Raw genomic sequence first — 22900 nt, 5'->3', positions numbered from 1 at the left:
CGAACGGATCGTCCAGAAGAGGCTCGCAGGCGACCTAATGGTTCAGTGCTCACCGCACACAGCGGGGCTCGTCATCCCAGCAGCCATCAACGCCTCCTCGTCACCGGCGGGGGCACGATCTAGAGCTAGACCTCCCGGGCCTGGGTGGAACAGTGCTCACCCACCGGCGGACTCGGACACCACTCTGGCCGAAACCCGACCGGTGCAGCCCCATTAGGGTGGGTGACCGTGCCCGACCGGTCGCTGCGTCCACTCGCCACGGCCGCCGTGGTGGCCGTCGCGTCGACCGGCCTGCTGGTGCTGGCGGTCGGCGCGGGCTGGCTGGGGCCGGACGTCGGACGCGGCGCGAACTTCTGCGAGGCGGCCCGTGCGGGCTGGGTGAAGCAGCCGGCGAACACCTGGTCCAACGCGGGCTTCGTGGTCGCCGGTCTGGTCGTCGCCTGGCACGCCGGCCGCGCGGACGTGGCCCGCACGCTGCGCGGCCTCGCGACGCCGTACGCGTGCTTGGTCGTGCTGTTGGGCCCGGCCAGCGCGGCGATGCACGCGACGCAGTCGGCGGCGGGCGGTCAGCTCGACCTGCTGAGCATGTACCTGGTCGCGTCGTTCGCCGCCGCGTACGCGCTGCTGCGGTGGTTCGACCGGGACCGGGTCTTCTTCTGGCAGCTCTTCCTGCTCTTCGTCGCGGGCTGCGAGCTGGTGGGGCTGTACGGCGGCCACGTCCCGGTGGTCACGTACGCCGGCAACGTGGCGTTCGCGGCGCTCCTGCTCGTCGCCGTGGTGATGGAGGTGCGGCTGTGGCGGCGACCGGCCGGTCCGCACACGGACCTGCGCTGGGGCGCGGGCGCGCTCGGCTCGATCCTCGTGGCCTTCGCGATCTGGAACGCGACCAAGACCCGGTGGTGCGACCCGCAGTCGCTGCTGCAGGGGCACGCGGCGTGGCACCTGCTCGACGCGCTGTCGGCCTACCTGCTCTTCCGGCTGTGGGCCTCCGAGCGGACCCCTGTGGGGGAAGCCCCCGGGGCACCACCTCAGTAGAAGCCGAACCGGTCCAGCGGCCCGACCAGCTCGGACTCCTCGAAGGCCAGGTGCGCGGTCAGGGTCCGGGCCAGCTCGTCGACCGCGGCGCGCAGGCCGGTGAGGCCGCCCGGCTCGGCCACGAGCCCGACCAGCGCCCGGTCGACGGCCTCGAGGGTGCCGTGGATGACGTGGTGCTCCTGCTCGAGCCGGTCGAGGACCGGGCCCAGGGCCGGGTCGGCGGCGCGCAGGTGCGGGAAGACCGCGGTGTCCTCCAGGGTGTGGTGGGTCGTCACGAGCCGGCAGTAGGACTGGCAGTAGGCACCGAGGGTCCACTCGTTCTGCCGCATCGTCATCTGGTTGATCGCGCCGCGCGCCGCGGCCGGGTCCAGCGTGCCCGCCTCCACCTGGTCGATCAGGTCGTGCACCTGGCGCAGCTCGGCGCGCAGGTGGTCGTGGACGTCGACGAGGTGCTGACCCGCTCCCCCGGCCGCCGGCTCCACCCGGTCCCGGGCCGGGGCCGCCGGCGCGGCGACCGTGCCGGCCCGCTCGGCCGCGACGAGCTCGCGCACGGCGGGGGCCACCTCGGCGCCGTACCGCTGCACCAGGGCGGGGTCGTCCCCGGTGACGATGAAGACGCTGGTGCCGTGCGTCAGCGCCTGCTCGGCCAGCCACTCCGGCCAGCCGGGGTCGTCGGAGGGGGTCACGTTGTAGAGCCGGCGCACCTGCACCGGGTCGCGGCCCGCGGCCACCGCGGCCTCGTCGATGCGGGCGTTGCGCTCGGCGAGGGTGTCGGGCGGCACGTAGGACTGGCTGGGCAGCCAGCCGTCGCCGACGCGTCCGATCAGCTCGAGCATCCGCGGCCCGACCGCACCGACCCAGATCTCGACGGGGTGCGCGGGCGCCGGACCCGGGTGCACGCCGCGCACCGCGTAGTGGTCGCCGTCGACGCGGACCGACCGCTGCGCGGTGTCCCACGCCCCACGGATGACCGCGATCCCCTCCTCCAGCGCCCGCAGCGCCTCGCCGGGCGTGCGTCGAGGGCCACCGGCCGCCTCGATCGCGTCCCAGAACCCACCCGCGCCCAGCCCGAGCTCGACGCGACCCCGGCTGAGCACGTCGAGGCTCGCGACCGCCTTGGCGAGCACGAACGGCGGCCGCAGCGGCAGGTTGGTGACGTTGGTCGTCACCCGCAAGGTGCTGGTGCGCGCGAGCACGGTCGCCGCCAGCGCCCAGGCGTCGAGGAACCGGGCCTGGTAGGGGTGGTCCTGGAAGGTAGCCAGCTCCAGGCCCGCGGCCTCGGTGAGCAGCGCGAGCTCGACGGCACGCTCGGCCTGCGCGGCGTCGGGCGTGATGAAGGTGCCGAACTGCAGGTCGTGGCCGTAGTCGGTCATGGCCCCATCCTCGCGTGCGGTCGGGTCACCCGGTCCGCACGACGCCCGGCTAGCGCCGCCTCATGATCAGCGCGAGCACGATCACGAGCGCCGAGACGACGGCGAGGAAGAGCATCAGCTCGAGCGGTCCGACTCCGAACATGCGGCGAGACTACTCATGATCAGCCGACGTCGCTCCACGAACCGTCGCAGAGCCGGTGCCCCTGGCGCGCCTTGGCGGCGAGGTAGCGGGCGTTGGCGGAGGACAGGTGGACGGCGGTGGGCACCAGCTCCACCTCGAGCCCGTGCCCGGTCAGCTGCCCGGCCTTGTCCGGGTTGTTGCTCAGCAGCCGCAGGCGCGGGACCTCGAGCGCCTCGAGCATCTGCGCGGCGACCGTGTAGTCGCGGGCGTCGGCGGCGTACCCGAGTGCGAGGTTGGCCTCGAACGTGTCGAGACCCTCGTCCTGCAGGGCGTAGGCGTCGAGCTTGGCGTAGAGCCCGATGCCGCGGCCCTCCTGGCGCAGGTAGAGCAGGTAGCCGCCGTGGGCGTCGATGCGCTGGACCGCCTCGTGCAGCTGGGGTCCGCAGTCGCAGCGCTCGCTGCCGAGGACGTCGCCGGTGAGGCACTCGCTGTGCAGGCGCACCAGGGGTACGTCGGCGGGCGGCCCGAGGCGCAGAGCCAGGTGCTCCCCGCCGTCGGCGAGCCCGGTGAACGTGGTCACCTCGGCGATGCCGGACCAGCCGCGCAGCCGGAGAGGGAGCACCAGCGAGGTGCGGACGGTCGCGGCCTGGTGGGGGCTGCTCATGCCGACTCCGCGAACCGGTCGGAGAGGGCGTAGCGCAGCAGCACCACCTCGCCGATCCGGCGCACCTCGACCAGCTGCGCGGGCCGGTCCGGACGGAAGGGGAACGGCCCGTCGTCGACGAACCGACGGGCGCGCGAGTCACCGACGAAGAAGGGCGCCACGACCAGCTGCAGCTCGTCGGCGACGTCCTCGGCGAGGAACTGGGTGTGGATCGTGCCCCCGCCCTCGACCATCAACCGGGCCACGCCGCGGGCCGCGAGGTCCTCGCAGAGCCCGCGCATCGACACCCGCGCCGACGCGTCGACCACGGTGGCGACGTCGCCGAACCGGGTGCGCGCCGCACGGCCCGAGGACGCCGGGCAGTAGACGAGCTTCTCCGCGTCCCCGGTGGTGAAGAAGCGGCCGCGCGGGTCGAGGTCGGCCCGGCAGGTCACGGTCACCTTGGCCGGGCTGGCCGCCATCCCGCGGGCGACCCGCTCGCTGCGGCGCTCCGCGCGCCGCACCAGCAGCCGGGGGTCGTCGTTGCGCACCGTGCTGGCCCCCACCAGGATCGCGTCGCACCCGGCGCGCACCTCGTCGACGCGGTCGAAGTCGGCCTCGTTGGACAGGATCAGCCGCTCGTCGCCGGCGCTGTCGAGGTAGCCGTCGATCGACATCCCACAGCTCAGCAGCGTGTACGGACGGTCAGCCACGGACCACTCCCCTCGTCCAGCCTCTCGTCAGGACCACCGCGCCCGGCAGCGTCGCGACCAGCGCCAGGACGCCGTAGAGGACCGCGACGGTGGCGCCCTGCGCCGCCCCCAGCCCGGCCGCGGCGAAGGCCCACGCAGCGACGCCCTCGCGCGGCCCCCAGCCCGCGAGGTTGAGCGGGACGGCGGCGGCCAGCATCACCAGCAGCGCCAGGGGCAGCAGGTCGGGGAGGGAGGCGGCCGTGCCCGCGGCTCGGGCCGCGACGAGGAACACCACGACGTGGCCGGCCGCCGAGACCAGCGACGTCGCCACGACGTGCGGCCACCGGACGAGCGCGACGAGCACCACCAGGCCGAGCAGCGCCGCGGCCCAGGGCGCGGGGCCGAGCAGCAGCAGGGCACCCGCCGCGACCAGCTGCACCACCTGCCCGGAGCCGCGGTCGGCCACGACGGGCAGTGCGCCGTGGCGGACGGCCCGGTGGACGTCACCGACCACGCCGCCGGGCAGGGTGGCGTTGAGGAACTGGGAGCGGTAGTACGCCGAGACCGCCTCGGGGAGCGACACCTCGACCCCCATCGCTCGGGCGAGCACGCGCCACCGCCAGGCACAGGCCAGCGTCGTGACGGCGGTGATGGCCAGGGCGGCGGCCAGGGCGCCCGGGCCGGCCGACCGGACCGCCTCGGCGAAGGGCTGCGGGCCCACCCACCACACCACGACGGCCAGCACCGAGGCGCCGACGAGCACCTTGAGCCACCTCATCGCGCCGCCTCGAGGGCTGCGTCGAGGGCTGGGTCGAGGGCCACGTCGAGAGCTGCGGAGAGCCGGGCCACGGTGCGGTCCCAGCCGGCCAGCCGCACCCGTCGCCCGCGCGCCACCATCCGCAGCGCCGCCCGGCGCGTGGGCGAGGTCAGCCAGGCGCGGAGCGCGGCCGCGAGTGCGTCCGGGTCGTCCGGCGGCACCAGGAGCCCACCCCCGTCGAGGGACTCGCGCACCCCGCCCACGTCGGTCGCCAGCACCGGGATCCCCCGGGCCAGCGCCTCGGTGACGACCATCCCGTAGGTCTCCGCCCGGGACGCCAGCACGAGCAGGTCGGCCTCGGCGTAGGTCGCGTCCAGCTCGGCCCGGGTCATCGGCCCGGTGAGCCGGACCGTGTCGCCCAGTCGGGCCGCGAAGTCCGGCTCGACGGCGGTCGACCCCACGCCCCGGCAGGTCCACGCGAGGTCGCCGAGCCGCTCGAGCGCGGCCGCGAGCACGTCGTACCCCTTGGTCGCGGTGACGGCGCCGACGGTCAGCAGGGTGGTCCCCTCGGCGCTGCCCGGGACCACCTCCGCCGGGTCGACGCCGGGCTCGGCCACGAACACGCGATCGGGGTCCAGACCGTCGCGGACCAGCAGCCGGTCGCGGCTCCACCGGCTGGTGACCACGACGCCGGCGGCCGCGCGGAGCACCTGGCCCTCCCAGGGCTCCCCGCGCGGCATGTGCACCAGCACGACGATCCGCAACCGCTGCGACTCCGCCACCAGCTCCGGCGTCGCGCAGAGCCCGTCGACCAGCACCAGCGCGCCGTCGGGCACGGTCGCGGTCGAGGTGTGCTCGACGGCGCCCAGCGCCGCGGCCACGCGCCGGTCGTAGACGTTGCCGCCCGACGGGCGCGCCGGGTCGTCGACCCAGGCGGGCCGCACCAGGTGCACGGCCCGGCTCACCGGGCCTCCTCCAGAGCCCGCTCATAGCTGGCCCAGGCGACGTGCGACTCGTGGAGGGTGACCACCAGCCGGGTCACCGGGCCCAGCGACGCGACGCCCGGGGCCAGCCGGTCGGCCACCACCTGGGCCAGCACCTCGGTGGACGTGTTCGTCCCCGAGAAGGCCGGGTCGTCATCGAGGTTGCGGTAGGTCAGGCCGGCGAGCACCTCGTGCAGCAGGCCGGTCGCCGCGCCGATGTCCAGCAGGATCCCGTCAGGCCCCAGCTCGGGACCGGAGAACGAGGCGTCGACGACGTACGTCGCCCCGTGCAGCCGCTGCGCCGGACCGAAGACCTCCCCGCGGAAGCTGTGGGCGACCATCATGTGGTCGCGGACCGTCACGGTGAACACGGATCCTCCTCGGCGGCGGGGTAGCCGATCGTGTGGCACAGCGCCGGCAGGTCGCCGGACGCCAGCCGCGCCATCACGCCGGGCAGCTCGTCGAACGGCGACTCGCCTGTCAGCAGCGCGTCGTACGCCGGGTCGCGCAGCAGCCGCAGCGCGAGCGCCAGCCGGTCGGCGGGCGTGCGGCTGGACCGGCGCGCCGGCGCGACCTGGCCGACCTGGCTGGCCCGGACCGCGAGCCGCCCGGAGTGAAAGGCGCCGCCGAGGTCGAGCTCGACCGGGCGGTCGCCGTACCAGCTCAGGTCGAGCACGGTCCCCTCGCGCCCGAGCAGGTCGAGGGAGAGCCGGAGACCGGACGCCGTCGCGCTGGTGTGCACGACGGCGTCCCGCTGGTCCGCCGCGTCGTGGGGGGACTCGAACGCGACGCCCAGCTGCTCCGCGACCCCGGCCCGACCGGGGTCGACGTCCACGAGGGCGACCTCGACGCCGGGGACGCCCGCGAGGAGGCGGGCGACGCAGCAGCCCACCATGCCGGCACCCACGACGGTCACCCGGTCACCGACCAGCGGTCCGAGGTCCCACAGCGCGTTGACCGCCGTCTCCACGGTGCCGGCGAGCACCGCCCGCCGGGACGGCACGCCTGCGGGGACGGGGTGCACCGCGGACGCCGGCACGACGTACGCCGTCTGGTGGGGGTGCAGGGCGAAGACGGTGCGGCCCACCAGCGCGTCCGGGCCCTCCTCGACGACCCCCACGCTGAGGTAGCCGTACTTGACCGGTCCGGGCAGGTCCCCAGCCTGGAACGGCGCCCGCATCACCCGGCGCTGCGAGGCCGGGACGCCACCGCGGAAGACGAGGGTCTCGGTGCCCCGGCTGATCCCGGAGTGCAGCGTGCGGACCAGGACCTCCCCGGGCCCCGGCGCCACCAGGTCCTCGGAGCGGATCTCGCCCCGGCCGGGCTCTCGCACCCAGAACGCCGCAGCGCTCGTCCGCCGGGCGCTGAACCCCGTCGGCCGCGCCTCCGTACGACTGGTCACACCACACACACGGAGGACGCGTGCTCCAGGTTCAGCACCCCGCGAACGTCGTGACGGGCACCCGGGCCGTCCTCGCGCTGACGTTCGCCGTGGAGGGCCCGACGACCCTCGGGCTGACCCTGGTCGTGGTCGCCCTCGCGCTGGACTGGGTCGACGGTCAGGTGGCGCGGCGCACCGGCACCGTGTCGGCCGGCGGCGCCCGGTTCGACATGGAGACCGATGCGTTCCTCATCGCGGTGCTGAGCGTCTACGCGGCCCCGTCGTACGGCTGGTGGGTGCTGGCGATCGGGGCCGCGCGGTACGTCCTCTGGCTCGCCGAGCGGGTGCTGCCCTGGCTGCGGCGGCCGGTGCCCCCGCGCTACTGGCGCAAGGTGGTCGCCGCCGTGCAGGGCGTCGTCCTGACGGTCGCGCTCTCGGGGATCCTCCCCCACGCGCTCGGTGAGGCGCTGCTCGTCGTGGCGCTCGCGCTGCTCGCGGAGTCCTTCGGGCGTGACGTGTGGTGGCTGTGGCGGACCCGGCTGCCCGCGGGCGCCGGACTGCCCTACCCGACCGGCGGCGGGGCGACGCTGGTCGCCGCCGGGGTGGTCTGGGCCGCCCTGGTGCTGCCCGAACGGGTCGGCGACCTGCTCCGGTTGCCGGTCGAGGCACTGCTCGTGCTCGTGGTGGCCCTGCTGCCCTGGCGCCGCGCCCGCCGGCTCGCGGCGGTCACCCTCGGGGTGCTGCTGGGAGCGGTCGTCGTGCTGCACGCGTTCGACGTCGGCTTCCGCACCGTGATGGATCGCCCGTTCGACCCGGTCGCCGACTGGGTCTACCTTGGACCCGGGGTCGGCGTGCTCGGCGACTCGATCGGGGTGGCGGCGGCCCGGGCGACCGCCGTCGCGGCGGTCGTGGCCGCCCTCGCCGTCGTCGCTCTCGTCCCGGCGGCCACGGTCCGGGTGACCGGCTCGCTCTCGGGCCACCGGCGCGGTGTCGCCGTCGCCGCCGGGGTGCTTGCGCTCGCCGCGGTCGCGCAGGTGGGCTCGACGAACGCTGCTGTGCTCGCGATCGGCCAGGTCGGCCAGGTGCGGTCCGACCTCGCCGACCGGCACCGGTTCGGCACGGAGATCGCCGCGGACCGCTGGGCCGCGGTCCCGCCGGACCGGCTGCTCGGCCGGCTGCGCGGCACGGACGTGCTGCTCGTCTTCGTCGAGAGCTACGGCCGCGTCGCGGTGCAGGGCTCGTCCTTCTCCCCCGGCGTCGACAGCGTGCTCGACGACGGGAGCCGGCGGCTCGCCGCGGCCGGGTGGACGGCCCGCAGCGGCTTCCTCACCTCACCGACGTTCGGCGCGGCAAGCTGGCTCGCGCACTCGACCACCCAGTCCGGGCTCTGGGTCGACAGCCAGCGCCGCTACGACCAGCTGCTGGACTCCGACCGGCTGACCCTGACGTCGGCGTTCTCGCGGGCCGGGTGGCGCACGGTGTTCGACGTGCCGGCGGACACCCGCGACTGGCCCGAGGGCGCGGCCTTCTACGGCTTCGACCGGATCTACGACTCCCGGGACGTCGGCTACGCCGGCCCGCAGTTCGGCTACGCCCTGGTGCCCGACCAGTACACCTGGAGCGCCTTCTCGCGTCTCGAGCTCGACCGGCCCGACCGGCGCCCGGTGATGGCCGAGATCGACCTGGTCTCCAGCCACCACCCGTGGGCACCCTCGCCGGACCCGGTGCCGTGGGACCGGGTCGGCGACGGCTCGGTCTTCGCGACCACGGGCACCCAGCCCGACTCCTCCGACGTCCGGACGCTCTACGGCCAGTCGGTCGAGTACACGATGAGCACGCTGGTCTCGTGGCTGCAGACCCAGCCGGACCGCGACCTGGTGCTGCTGGTGCTGGGTGACCACCAGCCGCACTCCTACGTGACCGGTCCGGACCCCGGCCACGACGTCCCGGTCTCGGTCATCGCGCGCGATCCCCGTCTGGTCCGGCGCCTCGCCGACCCGGGGTGGACCACCGGGTTGCGACCGGCCCCGGACGCCCCGGTCTGGCCGATGAGCCAGGTCCGTGACCGCTTCCTCGCTGCCTTCAGCTCCTGACCCCCGCCGAGTCGGCGTGAATGCATGTCAACAAGAGCCCGACTCGGCGTGAGTGCAGAGGTTGCGCGCCGCACCGGCGCCGAGTCGGCTCAGCTCGGGTGGGAGCTGACCCAGTGCGCGTGGAAGTGACGGGCGGTGCCCCCGTGCGTGCCCTGGTTCCACGCGCCCTTGACCGCGTGGCTCGTCGTCCACTCACCCCACGAGCAGTAGTACGCGTCGGCGCAGCTGGTCGACCAACGCGCGTGGGACACGTCAGCCCCGCCGATGTCGAGGTGGTTGATCCGGAAGTGGTCGACGCGGCCGTGCCGGTAGTTGAAGCGGATGTGGTTGCCGTGCCCGTCCCGGCCGGCGTAGTGGCCTTCCAGCGCCACCCCGCTGCGCATCGTCGCCGGCAGCGGCGTCGTGCCGGCGCTCGCGGTCGGTCCGGCTGCCAGCAGGCCGGCGGCCGCGACCAGCAGGGCGACGGCGGCGGCGATCCTCAGCTTCATCCCGGTGCCTTCCGGACGACGGTCGCGTGTCCCGGGACCCGAGGCCGGGGGCCTCGACGAGCACCGAACCTACTGCGCTCCGGCGGGCGTGTCAGCCCTGACCTGGACCGCATTCACGCCGACTCGACCCCTCACGGCGCGGCAGTGGCGCCGACTCGACCCCTCACGGCGCGGCAGTGGCGCCGAGTCGGCTCAGCTGGTGAGGCGCAGGACCGGGGCCCCGGTCTCGGTGCGGACCTCGACCGAGGCGATCTCGGCGGTGGTGAGCGCCGTCGCGCCGGTGACGTGCATCGTCCGGCCCGGGAGCGCCTTCCAGGTGGCGACCCGCTCGGACCCGCCGTCGCGGGTGCGGACGACCAGGGCGTAGGTGTGCGGCTGCTCCGAGTACGTCGGGGTCGGCTCGTCGTAGGCGCAGGTCAGGTCGACCCGGGTCCCCCACGCGACCGGGGTCAGCGCGAGGTCGCCGTCGACGGCGCTCTGGTCGACCTGGGCCATCTCGCGGGCGGGCGCCAGCGACGGGGCTGCCTGCGGCGGCGCCCCGTCGTCACCGGACGTCGAGACGAGGACCGCCGACCCGGCGCCGACGACCACGACCGCCGCGGCCGCCGCCAGCCCGACCGCCCACCGCCGGCGCAGCTGCCGGCGGCGTACCTCGTGGACCAGGGCGGGCAGCAGCGTCGGCGGCACCGGCTCGGGCTCGGGAGCGGACTCCACGACGTCGGCCGAGACCTGGGCGAGCAGGCCCGGGAGCCCGGCGAGGTCGCGGACCGCCGCCGAGCAGGTGGGGCACCCGGCGAGGTGCCGCTCGTAGGCCAGCCGCTCGTCGGGCGCGAGGGCACCGAGGACGTAGGCACCATCGAGGTGGCTCTCGGGGCACGCGCTCACGCCACCACCCCCATCTCCTGGAGAGCGAGCCGCAAGGCGCGCAGCGCGTAGTGGGTGCGTGACTTCACGGTCCCCTCCGGCACGCCCAGGCGCCGGGCCGCCTCGGCGACCGACTGCTGGCGGTAGTAGCACTCCAGGAGCACGGCCCGGTGGTCGTCGGACAGCCGGGTGAGCGCCTCGGCGACCACCCAGGACTGCAGCAGCTGGTCGGTCTGCTCGGCGCCGGTCGGCGTCTCGGGCACGTCGGCGACGCTGAGCTCGCTGCGGGCGCGCTTGGTGCGCCACTCGTCGATGACCAGGTTCCGCGCGACGGTGAACAGCCACGCCCGCACCGACCCCGTGGACTCGTCGAGCTTGGGCAGGCTCCGCCAGGCGCGCAGGAACGTCTCCTGCACGACGTCCTCGGCCCTGGCCCGGTCGTGGCCGGTCAGACCCAGGCAGTAGCCCCAGAGCGCCGCGGCGTGCTCGTCGTGCAGCCGCGTCATCGTCACCACCGGACTCCCGTCCATCACACCTCCCACCCCTCTCACGGGCGCGGGGCCCCGGTGGTTCAGTCCGCCCCCCGCCGTACGGCGGCGGAGCGGCCGCTCAGGCGGCCAGCCGCTCCTCGAGAGCAGCGGTGAGCAGCGCGACCAGGGCCTCGAGCTGCACGTCGACGGAGGACCCGACCTCCTCGTCGGACCCGTCCAGAGCGACCGCGGCGAGCCCGGCCTTGCTGTCGATGAGCTCGGCGACGCGGGTGTCGATCGTCTGCGAGGCGATGATCCGCCACGCCGTGACCGGCTCCTCCTGGCCGATCCGGTGCACCCGGTCGATCGCCTGGGTCTGCTCGGCGTCGGTCCACGACAGCTCGCTGAGCACGACGTTCGAGGCGACCTGGAGGTTGACGCCGACGCCGGCCGCGGTGAGCGAGCAGACGATGACGGCGACCTCCGGGTCGTTGGTGAACGCGTCGATGTTGCGCTGGCGGACCGTCGTCGTCTGGTCGCCACGGATCGAGGAGTAGCGCAGCCCGCGGGCGGCGAAGGTCTCCTCGGCGGCGTCCATGACCTCGATGTGCTTGGCGAAGAAGACGACCTTGCCGACGCTGCGGGCCAGCTGGGCCGCGTAGTCGGCAGCCAGCCCGGCCTTCGCGGCACCGATGCGGCGCATCATGCTGAACACGTTCTCGCCGGTCGAGGTGTCCATGTCCTCGCGCTCCCACGTGGCGACGCGGCGCACCAGGTCGTGGTCGATGCCCTCGACGGTGCGGCCCTCCTTGCGGGTGGCCAGCGCCATCTCGTAGCGCTCCACCAGTCGGCGGGCGAGCTCGCGCTCGGCCGCGCGGATCGAGCGGCCGGCCTCGTCGTCGAGCTCGACGGGCAGGTCCGCGATCCGCCGGGCCGGGATGTCGGCGGCGACGTCGATCTTGCGACGCCGCACGATGCCCATGTCGACGACCGCACGCCGAGCGTTGGGGTAGAAGCCCGGGTCGGCCGGGGTGAGGCCGGTGTCCTCGAGCCGGTCCATCAGGCCACCGAGGGGGCGTTTCTCGTCGATCCAGCCCAGGAACTCCCAGATCGCCTGGAAGTCCTCGATGTCGTTGATCAGCGGGGTGCCCGTCAGCGCCATGAGGAGCGGCCGGCCGAAGCGGCTGCGGATCCGGTCCGACAGGTGCAGCACGTGCTGGGAGCGCTGGGAGGACTTGTTCTTGATGAAGTGCGCCTCGTCGACCACCATGCCGCGCATGCCGTGGTTGCCGAGCCAGCCGACGTGGCGGTCGAGGATCTCGTAGTTGACCACGAAGATGTCGGCGAAGCCGTCGACGTCCTCGCCGTCGCCGTGGATGACGGTCACCGAGCGCTCCGGCGTCCACAGACCCACCTCGCGGGCCCAGTTCATCTTGACGACGTTCGGCACGACGACCAGCAGCGGATAGGCGTCCGCGGCCTGGGCGGCGAGCAGCGCCTGGGCGGTCTTGCCCAGGCCGGGCTCGTCGGCCAGCAGGAAGGTGCGGTGACCGTCCGCGGCCGAGGCGACCAGTTGCGCCTGGTGGTGCATCAGCTCGCGGCCCGCGGGGAGGCGGACGGGCTCGGGCTCGGGCAGCGGCATGCAGGAGACGCCGTTGCTGGCGTACTCGAAGGACCGGAACAGCGGCCCGAGCAGCTCCCAGCCGGCCAGCCGGCGGGGCCGCCCGCTGCCGGGCCGGACCACGGTGAAGTCGGGGACCAGGAACGGGTTGGCCAGCTGGCGGGCGACCACCGACTGCGGGACGACCCGCCGGCTGGTGACCGGCGCGGCATCGGGGTCGGGCTCGGCGACGACCTCCTCGGGGACCTCGATGCCGGCCTGGCCGAGCATCCGGCGGCGCAGCGCCCGGGCGTCGTCGGACACCTCGGAGTCCTCCGCGAGCAGGGCCAGGAGGGACGGGTGCACGGCGGCCGTCTTGGCGAGGATCGTCGCGATCCCGTCGAGGCGCTTGAGCTGGTCGGCCCGGTGCGCCTCGGTGGCCTCCTGGTCGGCCTTCAGGCTGGCCCGCTCCTCGCGCACCAGCAGCGCGACGACCTGGAACTTGGTGCGGGTGGAGTCGTTGACGTTGCCCCGTTGGACCGCGGTCTCCACCTCCCGCACGGCGCGGGCGAGCACCGGGATGATGCCCTCGTTGTCGAGGGCACGACCGCGGCGCTGGTTGCGCGCGGGCGTACGACGGTTCGCCTGCTGGCGCTGGCCCTGTCGAGCCAAGGACCCCTCCTCCGGAGTGCCCGGACGTCATGATCTGGGTGGTACGACGTCCGCCGGGTCCGGGCGGCCCCAGCGAACGGCTGTGCGAACGGCTGTGCAAACGGCTGGGGAGGCGTCTCGGTGGACGATCGCGGATGGACGATCGTGGCCGACCGGGTCGGGGTGGGGCCCCGCGACGTGCTCCCACGGTGCATGCGCCGGGGCCACGCTGCTGTCGCGCGCTGCCGTCGGCTCGCCGCCATGCTAGCAGCCGGGTGGCCGCCGGTGGCCATCCCTGCGGACCCAGCGGGTCGGCTCGTCACCATGCCGGTGCCGGAAATGGCGACGTTTGGTGACCAACCCCCCGACTCGAGCCCGAGAACCTGCGGTTGGTGACCAAACGTGGGGTGTCTCGACGACTGGCGGCCGGTCCGGGTCCAGCGTGCTCCGGTCGGCGTCCCGCCGGGTGGCGCACACCACACCGGAAGCCGCCACCACCGGATAGTTGTCAGCGGCAATCATATGTACGATGCATCGGTGCCCGACGACTCCCCCGGCTCCGGCCGCCCGCGGTTGGCGGTCGCCGTCCTCTGCTTCGGCGGCCTCGCGGCGTCCCTGACCCAGACCCTGGTCATCCCGATCCAGGCCGAGCTGCCCGACCTGCTGCACACCTCGGCGGCGAACGCCGCGTGGGTCGTGACCGTCACGCTGCTGGCCGCCGCCGTCTCGATGCCGGTCGCCGGGCGGCTGGCGGACCTGTTCGGCAAGCAGCGGGTGCTGGTGAGCACCTCGGCGATCCTCGTGGTCGGGTCGCTCGTCTGCGCGCTGTCCGACACCCTCGCGCCGCTGCTGGTCGGCCGGGCGCTCCAAGGCATGGCGATGGGGTTCATCCCCGTGGGCATCTCGCTGATGCGCGAGATCACCCCGCCGCACCTGACCGCCACCGCGGTCGCGGCGATGAGCGCGACACTCGGCGTGGGTGGTGCGATCGGCCTCCCCCTGTCGGCCTGGATCGTGGACGCCGGCAGCTGGCACGACCTGTTCTGGGTCGCCACCGGGCTGGCCGCCGCCGTCACGGCGCTGACCTGGTTCGTGGTGCCGCACGTGCACGACGCCCAGCCGGGACGCCTCGACGTCGTCGGTGGGCTTGGCCTGGCGGTGGGCCTGGTCTCGCTGCTGGTCGGCATCTCCAAGGCGACCACGTGGGGCTGGGGCGACGCCCGGACCTGGGCCGCGATCGTGGCGGGCATCGCGGTGCTGCTGGTCTGGGGTGCCTACGAGCTGCGCCAGGACGATCCGTTGGTCGACCTGCGCACGACCGCCCAGGTCCCGGTGCTGATGACCAACGTGGCGGCGGTCGCGATCGGCTTCGGGATGATGGCGCAGGCCGTCGTCGTGCCCCAGCTGCTCGAGATGCCCATCGCCACCGGCTACGGCCTCGGTCAGACCATCCTCGAGGCCGGGCTCTGGATGGCTCCCGGCGGTCTGATGATGATGCTCTTCGCACCGGTCTCGAGCCGGTTGATCCGGACCATCGGCGCCAAGGTGACCCTGATGATCGGCGGCACGGTCCTCGGCGCGGGCTACCTGGTGGCGTTCTTCCTGATGGACGCCCCGTGGCAGCTCCTGGTCGCCTCGTGCATCGCGAGCGCGGGCGTGGGGATCGGGTACGCCGCGATGCCGACCCTCATCCTGGACGCCGTGCCGATGCGCGAGGCGGCGTCCGCGGTCGGCCTGAACGCGCTGATGCGATCGGTGGGCACGACGCTGGCGGCCGCTGTGATGGGCACCATCCTCACCGGCGGCACGATGGCGCTGGCACCCGGCGTGGAGGTGCCGACGATGGGCGCCTTCCAGCTCTGCTTCGTGGCCGGGGCGGTCGCCGCCTTCGCCGGCGTCGCGCTCGCTGCAGCCATCCCGCGGCGGACCGTCGACCGACCGGCGCCTGCTCAGCGCGAGGTGCGCACCGCGGCGTGAGCCCGGTCGAGGGCGTCGTTGAGGTCGCGCAGGCTCGCGACCAGGGCCTCGCCCCGCTCCGTCCCGAGCGCCTCGAGGGCACAGCTCCAGACCGCGCCGCGCAGCCGGCCGTCGTGACGGTAGGCGTCGCGACCCTGCTCGGTCGGGCGCACCCGGCGCGGTGACGCGCCGTACCGCTCCACCAGACCGTGTCCCAGTGCCGCGGTGACCTGCCGGCTGATCGTCGACTGCTCGACCTGCAGCTCCAGGGCGAGCTCGCGCAGCGACCGCGGGCCCTCCTCGACCAGCACCATCAGGATCCGGAACGCCGACTCGTCGAGGACGGAGCCCGGGTACGTCGTCGCGCGGCGCCGGGTCAGCCGCATCACCTCGGTGCCCAGCGCACGCACCCGGGCCTCGTCGTCCACGCGTGCGACCCTACTGTCCCGACGGGCCCGGGGCTCCTGCCCAGCGGCACGTCGGGCAGCGGCGCCGTCAGCGGAACCGGCGCAGCCGCAGGCTGTTGCCGACGACGAAGACCGACGAGAACGCCATGGCGGCACCCGCGATCATCGGGTTCAGCAGGCCGGCGGCGGCCAGCGGGATCGCGGCGACGTTGTAGCCGAAGGCCCAGACGAGGTTGCCCTGGATCGTCCGCAGCGTGCGCCGGGACAGCCGGATGGCATCGGCGGCCACCCGCAGGTCACCGCGGACGAGGGTGAGGTCGCTGGCCTGGATGGCCACGTCGGTGCCGGTGCCCATCGCGAGCCCGAGGTCGGCCTGGGCGAGCGCCGGCGCGTCGTTGACGCCGTCGCCGACCATCGCGACCACCCGACCCTCGGCCTGCAGCCGCTGGACCACCTCGACCTTGTCCGCGGGCAGCACGTCGGCGACCACGCAGTCCGGCTCGATGCCGACCTCGGCCGCGACGGCCCGGGCCACGCTCTCGTGGTCGCCGGTCAGCAGCACCGGGCGCAGCCCGAGGTCGCGGAGCAGGGCGACGGCCTCGGCCGAGGTGTCCTTCACCCGGTCGGCGACCGCCAGCACTCCACGGGCGCGACCGTCCCAGCCGACGGCGACCGCCGTGCTGCCCCCCGCCTGTGCGTCGGCGAGCGCGCGCTCGAGGTCCGCCGGGAGGTGCTGGGACCACTCGGCGAGGAGACCGGGTCGGCCGACCAGCACGGCGTGGCCGTCGACGACGCCCTGGACGCCGAGCCCCTCGACGTTCGTGAAGCCGTCGACGGCGGGGAGCGGCCCCGCCTCGCGCGCGGCGTCGGCGACCGCCCGGCCGATCGGGTGCTCGGAGGCGTCCTCGAGCGCCCCGGCCAGGCGGAGCACCTCGGCGCCGTCCTCGCCCTCGGCCGCGGTCACCGCCGTCAGCGACATCCGGCCCGTGGTGACCGTGCCGGTCTTGTCCAGCACGATCGTGTCCACCGTGCGGGTCTGCTCGAGCACCTCCGGGCCGCGGATCAGGATGCCCAGCTGCGCGCCCCGGCCCGTCCCGACCATCAGGGCGGTCGGTGTCGCCAGGCCGAGCGCGCACGGGCAGGCGATGATGAGCACCGCGACGGAGGCGGTGAGGGCCGCGGTGGCCCCGGCGCCGGTGCCGAGCCAGAAGCCCAGCGTCGCCACGGACAGGGCGATCACGACCGGCACGAACACCCCGGAGATCCGGTCGGCCAGCCGCTGGGCGGAGGCCTTGCCGTTCTGCGCCTCCTCGACCAGGCGGGCCATCTGGGCCAGCTGGGTGTCGGACCCGACCCGGGTGGCGCGCACGACCAGCCGCCCGCCCGCGTTGACGGTGGCGCCGGTGACCGGGTCGCCCGGGCCGACCTCCACCGGCACGGACTCACCGGTGAGCATCGCCGCGTCGACGGCGGAGGTGCCCTCCTCGACGACGCCGTCGGTGGCCACCTTCTCCCCCGGCCGCACCACGAAGAGGTCACCGACCACGAGCTGGTCGACCGGCACCCGCAGCTCCACGCCCTGCCGGAGCACCGCGACGTCGCGGGCGCCCAGGTCCATCAGGGCGCGCAGGGCCGCCCCGGCACGGCGCTTGGCGCGAGCCTCGAAGAACCGGCCGGCCAGGATGAACGTCGTGACCCCGGCCGCGGCCTCGAGGTAGATGTTGCCGCTCCCGCCCGAGCGCTCGACGGTGAGCTCGAACGGGTGCGTCATCCCGGGCTCGCCGGCATCGCCGAGGAACAGCGCGTAGAGCGACCAGCCGAACGCGGCCAGCACGCCCATCGAGACCAGGGTGTCCATCGTCGAGGTGCCGTGCCGCAGGTTCGTCCAGGCGGCCCGGTGGAACGGGTAGGCGCCCCACACCACCACCGGCGCCGCCAGCGTCAGCGATGCCCACTGCCAGTAGGTGAACTGCCAGGCCGGCACCATCGCGAGGAGGGCGACCGGCACGGACAGCACCGCGCACACGACCAGTCGCTGCCGCAGCGCCCGGACCTCGGGGGCCTCGTCGTCCTCGTCGGGCTGCTCGGGGACGCGAGGCACCGGGAGCCGGGCGCCGTAGCCCGCAGCCTCGACCGCCGCGATCAGGTCGTCGGTGGTGATGGAGTCATCGAAGCTGACCTTGGCCTTCTCGGTGGCGTAGTTGACCGTGGCGGTCACGCCCTCGACCTTGTTGAGCTTGCGCTCGATCCGGTTGGCGCAGGACGCGCAGGTCATCCCGGTGAGCAGCAGCTCGGTCTCGCTCATGACGCCTCCAGGACGAGATGAGCCGTCCGGACCGCACCGTCGTGGGCGTAGTCGAGGAAGAGGTGGTAGGTGCCGGAGCTCGGCACCTCGACGCCGAACTCCAGGCCGTCGCCCGGGTGGACGTGGAGGTAGGCGAGGTCACCCTCCCGCAGCGCGATCAGGTGGCCGGCGGCACCCAGGTACGGCTCCAGGTCGGTCACCGGCGCTCCGTCGCGCGTGACCGCCATCGTGAGCATCGAGTGCTCACCCGCGACCAGGTCCCCGTCGACGGTGACGGTGTCGCCGTCGACGGTGTCCGTGCGGGTCACCGGCGCCGCGGGAGCCGGCGCGAACCGGCCCGGGACCAGCAGGTCGGCGCCCAGCACCAGGTCCTCCCCACCGGCCGGCACGAAGTCGGCCAGCACCCGCCAGGCCCCGGCGGCCAGGGGGACCTCGGTCGACCACTCGCCGGTCGCCCGGTCCAGGACCGGGTGGACGTGCCGGAAGCCGGTCAGGTCGCGGCGCACCACGACCAGGTGCAGCCGCTTCTCGTGGGCGACGTCGTACGACGTCACGGGCCGCCCGTCCGGGCCGACCACCGTGAACGCGACCCGCTGTCGGCCGGCCGGCAGCACGCCGTCGGCGAGCACCAGCCGGTAGCCGTCCTGCGCGACCGCGAGGCCGCCGGGGAGATGCTCGCCGGAGGCCGCCTCCTGGTGTCCGTCGTCTCCGGCCGCCGGCATCGCGTGGCCGGCCGGCACAGGGTCGTCGACCACCGGTCCGACTGCCGCCCCGGCCGCCCACGACACCCCGAGCACGACCACGAGACCGCCGACGAACCCGGCGACCCGAGCAGCGGCCTTCATGCCAGCTGGTAGCCGGCCTCGGTGACCGCGGCTCGCACGGCCTCGGGGTCGACGGGCCCGGAGGCGGTGACCGTGAGGGACCCGCTCGCGAGGTCGACGTCGACGGCGGTCACCCCGGGCACCTCCTGGACCTCCTCGGTCACCGACGCGACGCAGTGGCCGCAGGTCATCCCGGTGACGGTGTAGGACGAGACGTACTGGTCTTCAGCCATGCTCGCAATATACCCCCCAGGGGTATCACTCTCAACCGGGGGTCACGTCGTCAGCGCCAGCCGAGAGCAGGTGCCACATGGGTGAGCACGCTCTCGAGCACGTGCGCGTTGTAGTCGACCCCGAGCTGGTTCGGGACGGTGAGCAGCAGCGTGTCCGCCGCGGCCACGGCCTCGTCCTCGACGAGCGCCGCGACCAAGCGGTCCGGCTCGTCGGCGTAGGTCTTGCCGAACCGCGCCGGCCCGCCCTCGAGGTGGCCGACCTGGTCCTGGCTGCGCGACTCGTGGCCGAAGTACGCCCGGTCGGCGTCGCTGACGATCGGGAAGATGCTCCGGCTGACCGAGACCCGGGGCTCGCGCTCGTGCCCCGCCTCGGCCCAGGCGTCGCGGAACCGCTGGACCTGCTCGGCCTGCAGCTGGTGGAAGGGCACACCGGTGTCCTCGGTGAGCAGCGTCGAGCTCATCAGGTTCAGGCCCTGCCGGCCCGTCCACTCCGCGGTGGCGCGACTCCCGGCACCCCACCAGATCCGCTCGCGCAGGCCCGGCGAGTACGGCTCGACGCGCAGCAGTCCCGGCGGGTTGGGGAACATCGGACGCGGGTTGGGCTGGGCGAACTCGCGGCCGTCGACGACCTCGAGGAACACGCGCAGGTGCTCCCGGGCCATGTCGGCGTGGTCGGAGCCCTCGGATGGCGCGTAGCCGAAGTAGCGGTAGCCGTCGATCACCTGCTCCGGTGACCCGCGGCTGACGCCGAGCTGCAGGCGACCACCCGCGATCAGGTCGGCTGCGCCCGCGTCCTCGGCCATGTAGAGCGGGTTCTCGTAGCGCATGTCGATCACCCCGGTGCCGATCTCGATCCGGCTCGTGCGCGCGCCGACCGCCGCCAGGAGCGGGAACGGCGAGGCCAGCTGCCGGGCGAAGTGATGGACCCGGAAGTACGCGCCGTCGACGCCCAGCTCCTCCGCGGCGACGGCCAGGTCGATCGACTGCAGCAGCGCGTCGGCGGCCGAGCGGGTCTGCGAGTGGGGGGACGGCGACCAGTGCCCGAAGGACAGGAACCCGATCTTCTTCATGGCCGCACCAACGCTCGTTGAACGCTCAATCTTCCGGGGCGGTCGGGCAGGTCGAGCCGCGCGGCAGCTTGTAGGGCGCCGCGATCCGGTAGGTGCCCGCCGCGGGCGCGTGCAGGACCAGCCAGTTGTCGCGCAGCGAGCGCGGCGACTCCTGCGGCAGCTCGGCCGCCAGGCTGCTCAGGCAGGCCTGCGCCTCGGGATCGGCGACCGCTCCCGCGCCGTCGCTCGACTCCGCGGACGGCAGCGGCTCGCCGTCCGCGTCGACCAGACTCAGCCAGGGCGAGTCGGCGATCCGCACCACGACCCGCGCAGGGCCGGGCGTCCTGATCGTCAGCTGGGCGGCGTCGTAGGAGACCACCTGCGCCGGCGGCGTGACGAGCGGCGTGGCGTCGCGGACGTGGTAGAGCACCCAGTCGTCGTCGGACCAGACCCGCACGAGGTACGGCGGCGCGCTCGCGACCAGCTCCGCCTCCTGCGCCGCGGCCGGGTCCGGCGTCGCGGAGGTCGACAGCACGACGTAGCCCACCGCCCACCGGTGCAGCCAGTGGTGATAGGCCCGCGCGGTCAGCGGCGGACGGTCACGGTAGAACAGCGGGTTGCGCTCCGCGTCCGCCTGCCGGTTCCACCCGCGGGCCAGCGGCACGTGCGGCGCGAGGGCCGCGGCCTCGCGGTGGCTCTTGGTCGGGACCACCTCCACCCGGGCCAGAGCGGCCTGGCGGGAGTCGAGCTGCGCGAGCAGCGGTGCCAGGTCGGAGGTGAACGACTCCGGCGGCGCGGAGCTGACCACGTCGCGGACCGCGTAGGCGACCTGCCAGGTGGTCGAGGTGATCAGGGCGACGGCGAGCAGCACCTGGGCGGCGCGGGTGCCGTAGCGGCGGCCGACCCACGAGCTGCGCCAGGCGCCGAGGGTGACCGCCGCGACCAGCACGACGCCCCCGAAGAGCAGCCCGAGCCGTGACACGTTGGTGCCAACCGGTGAGGGCACCAGCCAGGCACCGACCACCGCGACGACGTAGAGCGCCGCACCGAACTGGACGGTGCGCCAGCTGCGCGGGGTGAGGATGACGACCGCGACGCCCATCGCGATCGGGAGGATCGTGGAGTACCACGCCATCGGCTGCCGGCCCGAGAAGGGGAACAGCAGGGCCGAGGCCGCGACGACGACCACGGGCGGGACCCCGAGCGCGTACGCCGCCGGCCGGCGCCGCCGCAGCCACAGCGTCGCGGCCACCAGGCCCAGGAACGCACCGGCGACGGGGCTCGCCGCTGTCGCGAGCCCGCTGGCGCCCGCGGCGAGACCACCGCGGACCCATCGCTCGGCGGTCGACGTCGAGGGGCGCGGCCAGGCGAAGACGACGCAGAGGGCGGCCAGCGCGAAGAGCGTGCCCAGGGCGAAGGTCACCCGGCCGGACAGGGCGTTGCCGGCCAGTGCGACCGCGCCGTAGACCGCGACGACCCAGCGGTTCTTGTCGTCGCTGCGGCTGACGACCAGCCAGGCCAGCAGACCCGCCGAGAGGGTGCCGGCCAGGATCATCGTCGCCCGGACGCCGACCTGGGCCATGATGTAGGGCGAGACCACGCTGTAGGAGACCGGGTGCATCCCGCCGTACCACGCGAGGTTGTAGGCACTGTCGGGGTGCGTCCTCGCGAACTCCGCCCAGGCGTCCTGGGCGGCGATGTCGCCGCCGGACGTGGCGATGAACTGCCACCACAGCAGGTGCAGCACGGCCGCGACGAGGACGGCGAGCAGCACCGGTGGGACCGCGCGCATGCGGTCGGTCACCAGCGCCGGACGCTGGACCAGCGTCATCCGGTCCTGCCCCGGTCGTCCAGGTGGGGCCAGTGCACGGTGAGCCGGGCCAGCAGGACGGCCACGACCGCGATGGCGACACCGGCGACGTCGTCGACGACGAAGTGCATGCCGAAGTAGATGGTCGCGAGCACGACGAGGAACAGGTAGGCGGACATCACGGCGCTGAGCCAGCGCAGCCGCAGGTGCAGCGCCACGAGCAGGATGGCGCAGGTGAACGCCGTGTGCAGGCTGGCGAACGCCGAGATGCTGGCGAACGCGTCCGGCGCGGCCGGGTCGGCGAGCAGGTGGGCGCGGTCGACCAGGTACTCCGCCTGCGCGGTCGACACCCCCGTCACGGGGAGCCGGGCGAAGTCCTCCGGCGACGTCGCGAACGGACCGAGGCTGGGCACCAGGTAGTAGGAGGCCACGCCGAGGATCCACACCCACGTCCCGGTGACGAGCATGACGTAGGCGTCCTTGATGCGGGGCAGGAGCGCGATCGTGCCGACGACGGCCGCGACGACGACGTACACGAACGACTCGTAGAAGAAGGCCAGCACGGTGGCCGCGTGGCCGGTGCCGAGCAGGTCGTGCAGCAGGGCGGCGGGGTCGTGCCCGAGGAACAGGGTGCGGTCCAGGTCGTGCAGCGCCTGGTCCCGGTCACGGTTGAACGCGTCCCAGCTCTTCAGGTTGCGGTAGCAGACGTAGACCACGTGGTAGGCGACCAGCCCGGACACCGCGAGGAACGTGCGCCGCACCGTCCACCGTCGCCGCAGCGAGTCGACGAAGCCGCCCACCAGGCCGCGCAGCGACCGCTCCGACCACCACGCCCGCACCGCCGCGTCCACGAGGACCAGCACCAGGAGCAGGGTGAAGGCGCTCTGCATCCGGCCCAGGAACATCCGGCCGTCGGGGTCGCGCAGCGGGATCCCGACGGCCTGGGAGCGGGCCAGCGTGACCACGCCGAAGGCGAGGGCGACCGACCAGAGCGCCAGGGTGAGCCGGAGGACCTCGCGGCGCGGCGGGTCCGCGGGCGCCGTCGCGCGACCCCCGCCCGTCCCACCGGTCGGCTCCGTCAGCGGGCGGACCTGCTCGTCCGCGCTCACCGGGCACCCGTCCGAGTCACCACTGCCACGAGGCCGAGGCTACCGGCCGGGAGCCC

The 22900-nt window shown here is 74.3% G+C and carries 21 protein-coding genes; 3 read left to right on the top strand and 18 right to left on the bottom strand.

The annotated features are described in order from the left end of the window. Positions 1-228: 228 nt before the first annotated feature. Positions 229-1035, top strand: a complete 807-nt coding sequence (locus ACILRH_RS08850; protein ID WP_395692496.1) for a ceramidase domain-containing protein — start codon at positions 229-231, stop codon at positions 1033-1035. Here the strand turns inward: ACILRH_RS08850 and ACILRH_RS08845 are convergent. The 7 genes from ACILRH_RS08845 to ACILRH_RS08815 all read right to left on the bottom strand — a co-directional run bounded on the left by ACILRH_RS08845 (position 1029) and on the right by ACILRH_RS08815 (position 7006). Next, positions 1029-2408, bottom strand: coding sequence for an LLM class flavin-dependent oxidoreductase (locus ACILRH_RS08845; protein ID WP_395692494.1), 1380 nt, complete (start codon positions 2406-2408; stop codon positions 1029-1031). The two genes, ACILRH_RS08850 and ACILRH_RS08845, sit on opposite strands and share 7 nt — an antisense overlap. 161 nt (positions 2409-2569) lie before the next feature. Further along, the gene (ribA, locus tag ACILRH_RS08840; RefSeq protein WP_395692493.1) at positions 2570-3193 is read right to left on the bottom strand and encodes a GTP cyclohydrolase II; all 624 of its coding nucleotides are present in this window, start codon (positions 3191-3193) and stop codon (positions 2570-2572) included. Beyond that, positions 3190-3885: a RibD family protein gene (locus ACILRH_RS08835; protein ID WP_395692491.1), complete on the bottom strand. Its 696-nt coding sequence runs from the start codon at positions 3883-3885 to the stop codon at positions 3190-3192. Before ACILRH_RS08835 ends, ribA begins: the two co-directional genes overlap by 4 nt. Then, entirely contained in the window at positions 3878-4642 is a 765-nt protein-coding gene (locus tag ACILRH_RS08830; RefSeq protein ID WP_395692490.1) for a lysylphosphatidylglycerol synthase domain-containing protein, read from the bottom strand. Before ACILRH_RS08830 ends, ACILRH_RS08835 begins: the two co-directional genes overlap by 8 nt. Beyond that, positions 4639-5586 carry a glycosyltransferase family 4 protein gene (locus tag ACILRH_RS08825; protein WP_395692488.1) on the bottom strand — a complete coding sequence of 316 codons (948 nt, stop codon included), beginning with the start codon at positions 5584-5586 and terminating at the stop codon, positions 4639-4641. Before ACILRH_RS08825 ends, ACILRH_RS08830 begins: the two co-directional genes overlap by 4 nt. Next, the gene (locus ACILRH_RS08820) at positions 5583-5975 is read right to left on the bottom strand and encodes a 6-pyruvoyl trahydropterin synthase family protein (protein WP_395692486.1); all 393 of its coding nucleotides are present in this window, start codon (positions 5973-5975) and stop codon (positions 5583-5585) included. Before ACILRH_RS08820 ends, ACILRH_RS08825 begins: the two co-directional genes overlap by 4 nt. Further along, positions 5963-7006: a zinc-binding alcohol dehydrogenase gene (locus ACILRH_RS08815; RefSeq protein ID WP_395692484.1), complete on the bottom strand. Its 1044-nt coding sequence runs from the start codon at positions 7004-7006 to the stop codon at positions 5963-5965. The genes ACILRH_RS08820 and ACILRH_RS08815 overlap by 13 nt, the downstream gene beginning before the upstream one ends. Positions 7007-7026: 20 nt before the next feature. Here ACILRH_RS08815 and ACILRH_RS08810 point away from each other — a divergent pair, with 20 nt between their 5' ends. Further along, on the top strand, positions 7027-9078 hold the full coding sequence (locus tag ACILRH_RS08810; RefSeq protein WP_395692483.1) for a CDP-alcohol phosphatidyltransferase family protein: 2052 nt from the start codon (positions 7027-7029) through the stop codon (positions 9076-9078). Between the two features lie 89 nt (positions 9079-9167). Here the strand turns inward: ACILRH_RS08810 and ACILRH_RS08805 are convergent, their stop codons facing one another. From ACILRH_RS08805 to ACILRH_RS08790, 4 genes are all read right to left on the bottom strand, one after another. Next, positions 9168-9566 carry a hypothetical protein gene (locus tag ACILRH_RS08805; RefSeq protein WP_395692481.1) on the bottom strand — a complete coding sequence of 133 codons (399 nt, stop codon included), beginning with the start codon at positions 9564-9566 and terminating at the stop codon, positions 9168-9170. Between the two features lie 192 nt (positions 9567-9758). Continuing rightward, positions 9759-10451: an anti-sigma factor family protein gene (locus tag ACILRH_RS08800; RefSeq protein ID WP_395692479.1), complete on the bottom strand. Its 693-nt coding sequence runs from the start codon at positions 10449-10451 to the stop codon at positions 9759-9761. Beyond that, positions 10448-10960 (bottom strand): sigma-70 family RNA polymerase sigma factor, encoded by a 513-nt coding sequence (locus ACILRH_RS08795; RefSeq protein WP_395692478.1) that lies wholly within the window; start codon positions 10958-10960, stop codon positions 10448-10450. The genes ACILRH_RS08800 and ACILRH_RS08795 overlap by 4 nt, the downstream gene beginning before the upstream one ends. A gap of 79 nt (positions 10961-11039) precedes the next feature. Continuing rightward, entirely contained in the window at positions 11040-13172 is a 2133-nt protein-coding gene (locus ACILRH_RS08790) for a DEAD/DEAH box helicase (RefSeq protein WP_395692476.1), read from the bottom strand. Positions 13173-13688: 516 nt separating this feature from the next. Here ACILRH_RS08790 and ACILRH_RS08785 point away from each other — a divergent pair. Then, positions 13689-15128 (top strand): MFS transporter, encoded by a 1440-nt coding sequence (locus ACILRH_RS08785; protein ID WP_395692475.1) that lies wholly within the window; start codon positions 13689-13691, stop codon positions 15126-15128. On the opposite strand, the gene ACILRH_RS08780 is transcribed toward ACILRH_RS08785, so the two are convergent. The 7 genes from ACILRH_RS08780 to ACILRH_RS08750 all read right to left on the bottom strand — a co-directional run bounded on the left by ACILRH_RS08780 (position 15101) and on the right by ACILRH_RS08750 (position 22844). Beyond that, positions 15101-15535 (bottom strand): MarR family winged helix-turn-helix transcriptional regulator, encoded by a 435-nt coding sequence (locus tag ACILRH_RS08780; RefSeq protein WP_395692473.1) that lies wholly within the window; start codon positions 15533-15535, stop codon positions 15101-15103. The genes ACILRH_RS08785 and ACILRH_RS08780 overlap by 28 nt on opposite strands. 67 nt (positions 15536-15602) lie before the next feature. Next, a complete protein-coding gene (locus tag ACILRH_RS08775; protein WP_395692471.1) occupies positions 15603-17819 on the bottom strand; it encodes a heavy metal translocating P-type ATPase in 2217 nt (738 codons plus the stop codon). Beyond that, the gene (locus ACILRH_RS08770) at positions 17816-18664 is read right to left on the bottom strand and encodes a hypothetical protein (protein WP_395692470.1); all 849 of its coding nucleotides are present in this window, start codon (positions 18662-18664) and stop codon (positions 17816-17818) included. Before ACILRH_RS08770 ends, ACILRH_RS08775 begins: the two co-directional genes overlap by 4 nt. Further along, a complete protein-coding gene (locus ACILRH_RS08765; protein ID WP_395692468.1) occupies positions 18661-18876 on the bottom strand; it encodes a heavy-metal-associated domain-containing protein in 216 nt (71 codons plus the stop codon). The genes ACILRH_RS08770 and ACILRH_RS08765 overlap by 4 nt, the downstream gene beginning before the upstream one ends. 50 nt (positions 18877-18926) lie before the next feature. Continuing rightward, positions 18927-19946, bottom strand: coding sequence for an LLM class flavin-dependent oxidoreductase (locus ACILRH_RS08760; RefSeq protein ID WP_395692466.1), 1020 nt, complete (start codon positions 19944-19946; stop codon positions 18927-18929). A 25-nt stretch (positions 19947-19971) separates the two neighbouring features. Continuing rightward, on the bottom strand, positions 19972-21756 hold the full coding sequence (locus tag ACILRH_RS08755) for an MFS transporter (protein ID WP_395692464.1): 1785 nt from the start codon (positions 21754-21756) through the stop codon (positions 19972-19974). Continuing rightward, a complete protein-coding gene (locus tag ACILRH_RS08750; RefSeq protein WP_395692463.1) occupies positions 21753-22844 on the bottom strand; it encodes a phosphatase PAP2 family protein in 1092 nt (363 codons plus the stop codon). Before ACILRH_RS08750 ends, ACILRH_RS08755 begins: the two co-directional genes overlap by 4 nt. Positions 22845-22900 lie beyond the last annotated feature (56 nt).

The sequence above is a fragment of the Nocardioides sp. genome (assembly GCF_044226765.1).
Classification (GTDB): Bacteria; Actinomycetota; Actinomycetes; order Propionibacteriales; family Nocardioidaceae; genus Nocardioides.
This window is presented reverse-complemented; position numbering and strand designations above follow the sequence as displayed.

Excerpts from the sequence above, each read along its gene's own strand:
- ACILRH_RS08845 (WP_395692494.1), bottom strand. The coding sequence starts at position 2,408 with ATGACCGACTACGGCCACGACCTGCAGTTCGGCACCTTCATCACGCCC.
- ribA (WP_395692493.1), bottom strand. The coding sequence starts at position 3,193 with ATGAGCAGCCCCCACCAGGCCGCGACCGTCCGCACCTCGCTGGTGCTC.
- ACILRH_RS08830 (WP_395692490.1), bottom strand. The coding sequence starts at position 4,642 with ATGAGGTGGCTCAAGGTGCTCGTCGGCGCCTCGGTGCTGGCCGTCGTG.
- ACILRH_RS08805 (WP_395692481.1), bottom strand. The coding sequence starts at position 9,566 with ATGAAGCTGAGGATCGCCGCCGCCGTCGCCCTGCTGGTCGCGGCCGCC.
- ACILRH_RS08795 (WP_395692478.1), bottom strand. The coding sequence starts at position 10,960 with ATGGACGGGAGTCCGGTGGTGACGATGACGCGGCTGCACGACGAGCAC.
- ACILRH_RS08775 (WP_395692471.1), bottom strand. The coding sequence starts at position 17,819 with ATGAGCGAGACCGAGCTGCTGCTCACCGGGATGACCTGCGCGTCCTGC.
- ACILRH_RS08770 (WP_395692470.1), bottom strand. The coding sequence starts at position 18,664 with ATGAAGGCCGCTGCTCGGGTCGCCGGGTTCGTCGGCGGTCTCGTGGTC.
- ACILRH_RS08765 (WP_395692468.1), bottom strand. The coding sequence starts at position 18,876 with ATGGCTGAAGACCAGTACGTCTCGTCCTACACCGTCACCGGGATGACC.
- ACILRH_RS08760 (WP_395692466.1), bottom strand. The coding sequence starts at position 19,946 with ATGAAGAAGATCGGGTTCCTGTCCTTCGGGCACTGGTCGCCGTCCCCC.
- ACILRH_RS08755 (WP_395692464.1), bottom strand. The coding sequence starts at position 21,756 with ATGACGCTGGTCCAGCGTCCGGCGCTGGTGACCGACCGCATGCGCGCG.